This is a genomic window from Photorhabdus africana, from assembly GCF_035181445.1.
GTDB lineage: Bacteria > Pseudomonadota > Gammaproteobacteria > Enterobacterales > Enterobacteriaceae > Photorhabdus > Photorhabdus laumondii.
This window is the reverse complement of record NZ_JAXBVE010000072.1, coordinates 1-7,549: the sequence shown is the minus strand read 5'-3', so window position 1 is coordinate 7,549 and position 7,549 is coordinate 1. Positions and strand designations below refer to the sequence as shown.

Sequence of the window (7,549 nt, the reverse complement as noted above, 5' to 3'; positions counted from 1 at the left end):
GCGGTATCAGGTTCCGTGTGTTGTAAACTGCCGCCCCACAGCAGGAGCGTGCGATGGCCCTCCAGCCAGTGTTGGCTGGTCAGCCCCGGCGCAATGGCTTCCACCTGCTCCACCTCGCCCATTACCAGCAAGATACGGACTTTATACCCCCAGAACAGGCCATAACGACGGTGCAGGCTATCGCCTAAGTCATTGAGTATCAGAGCGGACTGGCTGGGGAGAATTTTTGTCCCTTCGGTTTCAGGTCTGAGTTTTTGTTGCGTTTTATTCTGCCGGATATGCCACCAAGCAGCATTTCCGAATAAGCCGATTAATATGGCCGGGAAAATCGTGGCACAGACATGCCACGCAGGTTTAAGCAGGCCATTTTCCATCAGCAATGCTTGATTAAAATAAATCAGCAGGAAAAATGTCCCGGCAAGGCTAAGGGTAATAAAAACATATCCCCAATAGCCATAATGATGATCACCATTCACTTTCATTGGTGTAATTCCTTAGTCATTAAATAGAGGATGGCATTCCCCTCAGGTAACTGATTGATAACGATATGGTCGCTATTTGTCAGGCCAACTGCCTCAGTCAGCATGGCTGATGCCAAAAACACGGACAGCGGCCCTGGAGACCCAAACGTGTGATCAATTAAATGGATCGGATTTTCTGGGGAGAAATTGAGTGAATGCGCATAGCTGAGAATCGCCAGCTCAGTCAGCACATTATTAGGGACACCCGTTACCCAAAGGTGTCGCATATGCGTTTTATCAATACGGTTATACTCAAACAATATAGGCAGATCTTTTGTTATTTCCCCCGGTAACGAAGGTAAAAGCCGCCCCATACCGGCAAAGACATTGAGTTTTTTCTGGGTGGCAAATTCCGTCGATGAAAGTAACTGAGCAGACACAAATTCGCTGTATGCCTTTTTATCACTGCCAGGCGGCCAGCGTTGGCATGCAAGAACCATTATCAGCCCTTCGAAAGCCGCCTCTTTGTATAACTGATCGATCTCATCCCTGTTTTCTGCCTGAATGGGCAGCAGATCCCACTGTTGGTATACCAAAGATTGATAGGAAAGCCAGTCGTCGGAAGAAGCAGGGGCAACATAAATCCGGTGTAAAAAACCGCGATAATTCGGGCATTGTTTCTCAAGCTCACGATCAATTTCACCCAATAATTGCCGGTTATCTTTCGACGATAAAAACAGCGCTCGTCCTCTATGAGGAAAGGCAGGAATATCTTTCGAATCACCTAACAGCGATGCCATACCTTGCTGTTCAGGCGTCAGAATTATGTTGCCGACCACAGCCAGTTGTTTTCTGCTCCATTGCTGCCACTGGAAACGGGTTTCGGCACTGGCCTCTTCCCAAGCGTACGCTGCCGCACAATATTGCTCATAGCGGTTTAGCGCGGCGCCGAATAACATCAGCCATACCAGGAAAGACGGTAAGCTGCTATAAATCGCAGCGTGAATAAAATCGGTCGTGTCTTTTAGAAAAGCATAAACGAGTGTGCCAACAACCAATATTAACAGTAGAATGATAAACCATAATCGATAGCACAAAGGCGCTACTGCTTTGAGTTCAGGTATTTCAGGAATAGGCCAGCTCATAATAATGACCTCATAGTGTTATGAAGAATGGAACTTGAAACAGAGTAATAGCCATTGCGCATCACAATGGAATGAATACCCGAGTTAATTTCATTACCTAAACAAATAATATTAAATATCATGATATCCTCTCTATTATCATCATAATAACCCCGAAATAAACAGTTGATATCTGGAGATAATGTTTTATCTCCAGATATCCCGCCATTAACTTTCACCCTTGCATCCATGCAATTAAAATAAAAATAAGAAAACCACTCACCAATACTGCAATAGGAGTTAACAACAATGCAAATGTATATTTTTTCTGCTTGACGAATTTAATCACCAAATAAATGAAAAATACATCAAAAATCACAGTAATAGGCCAAGCATAATATAGGATAAAAATAAAACAAAATAATATTTTACCCCAAAACCCAAATTCAAACATACTATTTCGCTCATCAGTTAATTATTTTTAGAAGAATCCTGCTTCTCACCAAGACAAGAGAGTAGCCAAGATAGCCAACAAAGTAAGTAATATATTGTCGTTCAATTTTCACCGCCTGAACTATATTCACGACTGAACCTGAAGTACGTATTTATTTCCATCCGTTTACCCATATAAATTTGACCATATCATTATAAAAATAATAGAACCGCTCATTAACAACGCAACAAAAATCAAGAGTATGGCACGCGTGTATTTCTTTTTCTTAATGCATTTAATTACCCGATAAATAACCAACACATCAAGAACCATAATTACCGGCCAAATGTAATATAATAAGAAAACATAAGCGAATAATGCCGCATCCCAATAGTCAAGTCGAATCATATTGTTCCCCTCATTAGTGAATTATTTTTAGAATCTCCGACCTCTCACAAAGAGAAGAAGAGAAGCCACAATAGCTAATAAAACCAATAATCTCTTTTTTTATTCAATTTTCACTGTCTGAATGATGCTGATAACTGAATATAAAAACGCTTTAATTTTTCTTATATTACCCTGATTTTTTTACCCCTATATCCCTATAAGGGGATTAATTTAACGCGTATTTTTATCGCTCGCCGAAAGCACCCGGTCTTTTACGAAAGGTCTTCGTTACTGCATCCCAAAATACCACCAGTTCATTTTCACTATACGGTGTTGGCGATTCCCGGTCATTCTTCAACTCAATATTAACAAAAGGATTTTTATAATCGCCTAATGTTTCATTGGCAATTAAATTAAACATGTACCGGGTGATCTTCGTTTCAGGTTCCAACTGCATCCCTTCTGAACCTGACGCTAAAATTTCCTCCGTATGAGTACCGTTAATTTTACGCTTCCCTTTTCTTATTGTTTTGACACGCATGGCTAATAACATCCCTTCCATTCCACTAATACGGTCGAGCATATTATTTTTCTCTTTGATATCATTCAGTATTTCAATACTGAAATTAAAATGATCACTCTCATTTCCCTGATAAACAAAAGTTATATTTTCCATCTCATAACGACTACCGGTAATAAATCCATCAGGGATACAGGTTCCTGCCACTGTGGGGATTTCTGTATCCTTTCTGCCGCTGATTCTAGATAATAACTCTTTCATTTTCACCAGAGTTCTAACTGTGGTATTCAATTCATTTTCGCTAACTTGTGCTTTGATAAAGTCTTCCTTATCATCAGCATATTTAGTATCAGACAGATCCAACATTTCCATTACAATTTTAAATGCGACACCATTATTATACAAATGCGCTTCCAGTACTCTCCCAAAACCAGGTTCATCAATATTTTCATTTCTATCGAAAATCACACCTTTTAGATTTCCTTCAAGACGATAGATTTTTTTCAAAAAGGGCATATCTTTCGGATCGACAGTTTTAGCCGTCTTTAATTCCTGCTCCCTTAATTGTATCCGCTGTTCAAAGGCTGGAAAATATAAACGCTTGGTTTCTATTTTCGCTTTACCAATAAATATCGCATTATGGAAGATATTGCCAAATGCTGCGGGAATATCAATCAGATAACGGCCCACACAACGGGTTTGCATATTCGCTAACATTTCAGTCGTCACTTGCTTTTCCTTCTCAGTTAAAATAGGAAAATGATAAGGGGTAGGGAAATACCACCACAGAATATAGGTAACCAATAAAATAAATAAGGCATTTCTCTTATTCAATTTTCACCCCTTTAACCATCTTGACAACTGAAAATTATGCATTGGTATTCTTTATATTTTTCACACTATTTTTACCCCTATATCCCTATAAGGGGATTAATTTAACGCGTATTTTTATCGCTCGCCGAAAGCACCCGGTCTTTTACGAAAGGTCTTCGTTACTGCATCCCAAAATGCCACCAGTTCATTTTCACTATACGGTGTTGGCGATTCCCGGTCATTCTTCAACTCAATATTAACAAAAGGATTTTTATAATCGCCTAATGTTTCATTGGCAATTAAATTAAACATGTACCGGGTGATCTTCGTTTCAGGTTCCAACTGCATCCCTTCTGAACCTGACGCTAAAATTTCCTCCGTATGAGTACCGTTAATTTTACGCTTCCCTTTTCTTATTGTTTTGACACGCATAGCTAATAACATCCCTTCCATTCCACTAATACGGTCGAGCATATTATTTTTCTCTTTGATATCATTCAGTATTTCAATACTGAAATTAAAATGATCACTCTCATTTCCCTGATAAACAAAAGTTATATTTTCCATCTCATAACGACTACCGGTAATAAATCCATCAGGGATACAGGTTCCTGCCACTGTGGGGATTTCTGTATCCTTTCTGCCGCTGATTCTGGCAATCAGACTATTCATTTTATACAAAGTTTGATGTAACTTGTTATATTCTATTTCAGAAAACCCGTGTCTTATATAAAAATCTCTATCTTCTTTATATTTATCATCTGACAATTCAATAAACTCCATTGTTATGATAAAGGCGACACCATTATCATACAAATGGGCTTCTAATACACGAGCATAACCAGGAACAGATGTATTTTGGTTCCTGTCAAAAATCACACCTTTCAAATTCCCTTGAAGACGATAGACCTTTTTTAAAAATGGCATATTTTTGGGATCAACATATTTAGTAGCTTTTAATTCCTGTTCTCTTAATTGTATTCGCTGTTCAAAGGCAGGCAGATACAAACGCTTGGTTTCTATTTTAGCATCACCAATAAATATCCCCTCATGGAGGATATTGCCAAATGCCTCGGGGATATCAATCAGATAACGGCCCACACAACGGGTTTGCATATTCGCTAACATTTCAGTCGTCACTTGCTTTTCCTTCTCAGTTAAAATAGGAAAATGATAAGGGGTAGGGAAATACCACCACAGAATATAGGTAACCAATAAAATAAATAAGGCATTCTTCTTATTCAATTTTTACCCCCTGAACCATCTTTACAATTGCACGCAAGGTAAATAACCGGGCTTTACTATCTTTAGTCTCGTTATCCTCTTTATACGCCCCTTCATGATCCACCTCTGTCGCCAACAGGCTACGTAAATGTCTGGCTTCAATACGACCAGCCTGTACCGGCACTGTTCCATCCCCTTTCTCATTTGGTGATGCCAGTACAAAATATTTTTCTTTATAATCCCATGAGGAAGGCCCAACAAAAAAACGAACCGTACGTGTTGCTCCAGTTTCCTGATTAGCCGGATCATATAGCGGCTGATTAAATGTCATGCCGGAATAATCCTCCTGCTTTTCTAAAAGATTATCATAGCTATAACTAGAATAATGACGATGCCCCTTTAGCCAGGAAATAACCCCATACGATAGATGTTTCTCACTGGCACCATAAAAGGCATAGGTATTATGATGATATTTACCTGTTAATTCTTCAATAAATGGCCTAACTTGATTCTTTATCAAGCCCAAATAATTATTCCAACTTTCATTATCTTTCCATTTATCTTCTTTATCCGGGTTTAAAAACCGGGTTTCACATAATCCCCACCAGCGATCCTTTTCCAGATAGATCTCCTCATAAGGATCTGACTCCGGTAGCTTATGCGTGATTTTACCATCGGCGATATGTAACCAGCCTTTACCATACGCCTTTCCCGGCAACAGTTGTAAAGGACCGGGCGACTGAGCCATGACAGCGGTCATCTCCGCGCCATTACTGCCGACAACCAGCCCAGTCACACCATCTTCACCGGTTTTCATTCTTTTATAGGCCGTCGGGGCACCAGTATCCGGCATCACGCCGTGTACAATCCCTAAAATTTTATCCCGACCATTCAGTTTTTCTGAATAATGGCGGGCAACCAGTCCGCCCATTGAGTGAGTGACTAAAATAACCTGCTTAGTTGCACAACGTTTACCATAGAAGGCTAAAACCTCATCAACATATTTCGCCAACCTTTTCGCAGAATCCACATTGGATTGCAGCCAGTTATAGCCCATCACATGCACCGGGTACATAAAGCGATAACTGTGTTTAACCTCTTCTTGGGTCAGCGGCTCTTCACCTAACTCAGCACTCAGATCCATACCGACCATTTGCTGCCGGAGCGTTTTCCTCCCCTGACCTTCTATGCAATATTCAAACACCTGACGCTCATCATCCAACACATCCTGAAGCCAGGGCAAAAAATCCCCATAACTCATATGTGCCACTTCTCCCCAACCCCGCTGCCGACAACTGGGAAATTTATTCTTTTCGGTGTGGTCAGGCGTGATATCCCCGGAGCCATCAACCACTGTTTTACTGGGATCTAATATTTTTTTCCTATAAGAAGCGCTTTTAAATCCCCAAAGTAAAACCTCTGGGCTATATATCGCGTTTAACCGCCAGACTGACTTACCCTCTGTCGATTTTAAGTTACTCCCCATGACTCCCGGCAGGAAAATCACCGGGATCACTTTAGTTGCATATTTCAGACAGGTCGCCACCAGGTTTTCTTCAATTCTGGCATTGGGCACGTTGTAATACGGAAAACCGTATTCATCATATTCAGGATGAATATAAATTTCATTTTCAGTAGGCTCGCTCATCATTTACTCCTCATCTTTTATTTTCAATTTGCCTATTTCCACACCTGCCTGCTTTTGCAGAGGGCTTTTTCCATCCTGCGCGGTGGACAATAAACGGTTTCCCGCATCATCTGCCTGTAACAACATTTTCTGACTGGCTAATGGCGTAGTGTCACAGGCACTTACGGCCTTCGGTGTCACGGCATAATTAGCTGTCTGCCATTGCTGTACAGCCTGATTGACACTTTGCCCGCCAAATTTTTGCCACACCGCCGCCCGCTGGATGATGTTATCGGGCGCCCCACTTTCCACCTGCCCGTTGCTAATACGGATATATCCCCCGCCACAGGCCAGCAAGATCTCCTCTTTGGCACTGATGATCACTTTTCCTTCATGACTGCTTACCGTGATGTCTTTCAGCGCTTCCAGCCCCATCGCATCACCCTGCGCCTGAATATCTACCCGACCTTGACTGGCAAACAGTTTTATCCCCAGTTTCTGCGCAAACAGACTGACCGCTTCACCCGCCGCTACCGTGAATTTTTTCAGCACGCTAAAATCGGTATTTTTCCCACTGGTGGCCATCACATTGTCCCCCGCAGAAAATTGGAGACTTTTCGCCGTCGTCTGCGCGATACCTTCGGGGGCGGACAGTAACAGCGCCGATTTTCTCAGTTCGGTTAACGTGTCACTCAATAACGTTTTCTGTTGCTGCAAATCCGCTAATTCAGCTTTGGCGGTTTCTGCCGCACCCCGTAATGCTTCGGTTAACGCCTGCGCCTGCTGTAACTGACTGATTGCCGCCGACATTGCCAACACATCGCCCCCCGCGTTGGCCTGTTTATCCGCACTGATAAACAGCCCTTTCCCGGCCCGGATCGCGCCCCAGTCATCAGTACGCAGCTCAAACCCTTCACCCCGTTTATCCGGGTGCGGTTTCTGGCTGTCAACCAGATGCCC

At 41.9% G+C, this 7,549-nt stretch carries 5 protein-coding genes and 1 pseudogene; all 6 read right to left on the bottom strand.

Going from position 1 to position 7,549, the window contains the following annotated elements; all coding sequences use genetic code 11:
* A pseudogene (locus SLS51_RS22070) lies at positions 1-482 on the bottom strand (ImcF-related family protein); the annotation flags it as partial.
* Positions 479-1,606 carry a KPHS_23130 family T6SS system protein gene (locus SLS51_RS22065; RefSeq protein ID WP_323840678.1) on the bottom strand — a complete coding sequence of 376 codons (1,128 nt, stop codon included), beginning with the start codon at positions 1,604-1,606 and terminating at the stop codon, positions 479-481. The gene SLS51_RS22065 and the pseudogene SLS51_RS22070, both read right to left, overlap by 4 nt.
* A 1,043-nt stretch (positions 1,607-2,649) precedes the next feature.
* A complete protein-coding gene (locus tag SLS51_RS22060) occupies positions 2,650-3,759 on the bottom strand; it encodes a Tli4 family immunity protein (protein ID WP_323840677.1) in 1,110 nt (369 codons plus the stop codon).
* Positions 3,760-3,873: 114 nt separating this feature from the next.
* Positions 3,874-4,839, bottom strand: coding sequence for a Tli4 family immunity protein (locus SLS51_RS22055; RefSeq protein WP_323840676.1), 966 nt, complete (start codon positions 4,837-4,839; stop codon positions 3,874-3,876).
* Positions 4,840-4,975: 136 nt separating this feature from the next.
* A complete protein-coding gene (locus SLS51_RS22050; RefSeq protein WP_323840675.1) occupies positions 4,976-6,613 on the bottom strand; it encodes an esterase/lipase family protein in 1,638 nt (545 codons plus the stop codon).
* Positions 6,614-7,549, bottom strand: a 936-nt coding sequence (locus tag SLS51_RS22045) for a DUF2345 domain-containing protein (protein WP_323840674.1), incomplete at its 5' end; no start/stop codon positions are given.

What these genes read in the sequence shown, in the direction of transcription:
- SLS51_RS22050 (WP_323840675.1), bottom strand. Translation starts at nt 6,613, where the DNA reads ATGATGAGCGAGCCTACTGAAAATGAAATTTATATTCATCCTGAATAT.
- SLS51_RS22065 (WP_323840678.1), bottom strand. Translation starts at nt 1,606, where the DNA reads ATGAGCTGGCCTATTCCTGAAATACCTGAACTCAAAGCAGTAGCGCCT.